Origin of the sequence: Calidifontimicrobium sp. SYSU G02091 (assembly GCF_022631395.1) — a bacterium.
GTDB classification, from domain to species: domain Bacteria; phylum Pseudomonadota; class Gammaproteobacteria; order Burkholderiales; family Burkholderiaceae_C; genus Calidifontimicrobium; species Calidifontimicrobium sediminis.
Genome location: NZ_JALBGB010000084.1, coordinates 1 through 951 on the forward strand (window position 1 = coordinate 1; position 951 = coordinate 951).

Annotated in this window: 1 protein-coding gene and 1 pseudogene; both read right to left on the reverse strand. The window is 80.4% G+C overall.

Annotated features, from left to right (window positions below; translation table 11 throughout):
• Positions 1-236, reverse strand: a pseudogene (locus tag MOJ79_RS18850) (general secretion pathway protein GspB); the annotation flags it as partial.
• Between the two features lie 19 nt (positions 237-255).
• The coding region (locus tag MOJ79_RS18855) for a peptidoglycan-binding domain-containing protein (RefSeq protein WP_241925538.1) at positions 256-951 on the reverse strand (696 nt) is incomplete at its 5' end.

Genomic DNA, 951 nt, shown 5'->3' on the forward strand with positions numbered 1-951 from the left:
GCCTCGGGCGCCGGCGCGGGTGCCGGCGGCAGCGCCGCGCGCCACCCCGCCCACACCGCGAGTGCGACGAGCACGGCGATGCCGGTCGCACCGAGCGCCCAGCGCGTGCGGCGCGGCAGCCCCGCCGCGTCGTCGGCCGCCGCCGGCACGGCCGGCGACTGCGCGTGCAGGCCGGGCGACTGACCGAGCGCGCGCTGCGCATCGGCGCGACGCAGGGCTTCGAGGATGTAGGACATGGCCGTGGGCGCCGCAGCGTCAGAGAGCGTCCAGACGCGGCTCGTCGACGCCGGCCGCGCGGTTGAGTTGCATCAGCGTCAGCGGCCCGGCAAGGCCGTCGGGCGGCAGCCCGTGCGCGGCCTGGAAGCGACGCAGGCGCTCGCGCACCGGCAGCCCCTGGGGCGGGCCGACGCGGTCGAGCTGCTGCGCCAGCCAGCGCGCCGTCGCCGGGTCGGCGGGGTTCAGCGCCTGCCCGCGGTAGCCGCCCGGTGCGCGCCACAGCGTCGCGTACTCGCCGGTCCACAGCCCGGCGAGCACCGGCGCCGGCACGCGGAACTCGTCGTCGCCCAGACGCAGCAGCGCCTCGCGCTCGTCGAGTGCGGCCAGCACGGCGTGGCTCGGCGGTCCCCGTTCGTCGCGCAGCACGACGATCGCCGGGCGGCCGAGTCCGCGCAGCAGCGCCGGCGTGCCGTCGCGCCCGCGGTGGCAGTGCAGCGTCGCGTCGGCCGCGCCGGCACACGGGTCGTCGGCGACGGCCGTGACGCCCCAGCGCCGCGCGAGCTGCGCCCATGCCGCGGCCTCGTCCTGCGGCGCCGCGGCCAGGCGCGCGCGCAGCGCCTCGATCGCGTGGACCGCCGGTGCCGGCGGCGTCGACGGCGCGATCGACGCATCGGCCGGCGGGGCCGTCACGGCCGTGACCGCCGACGCGGCAGCGGGCGGTGCCGGCGCGGGCTC